The following is a 320-nucleotide window of genomic DNA, read 5'->3' as shown; positions in this document are numbered from 1 at the left end:
GACCTCGCCGAGCGCCCGGACGAGCCCCGGGTGGGCGTCCGAGACGACGAGCCGCACGCCCGCCGCCCCGCGCGAGCGGATAGCCCGCAGGAAGGCGAGCCACGAGTCGTAGGACTCGGTGTCAACCACGTCGACGCCAAGGACGCGCCCCCGACCGCCCGCATCGCAGCCGATGGCGGTGACCACGGCGGTGGAGGCGACGCGCCCCCCGCGGCGGCACTTGACGTAGGTCGCGTCGAGCCAGACGTAGGGCACCGGCGAGCCGTCGAGCGGCCTTCCGCACAGATCCTCGATGTCTGCGTCCAGGCTCGAGGCGATTG

The 320-nt window shown here is 73.8% G+C and carries 1 protein-coding gene; it reads right to left on the bottom strand.

What is annotated here, in order from left to right:
* The coding region (locus ACTQ0H_RS09370) for a transposase (protein WP_441548096.1) at positions 1–320 on the bottom strand (320 nt) is incomplete at both ends.

Source organism: Collinsella sp. LCP21S3_A3, assembly GCF_052118905.1.
Classification (GTDB): domain Bacteria; phylum Actinomycetota; class Coriobacteriia; order Coriobacteriales; family Coriobacteriaceae; genus Collinsella.
This window is presented reverse-complemented; position numbering and strand designations above follow the sequence as displayed.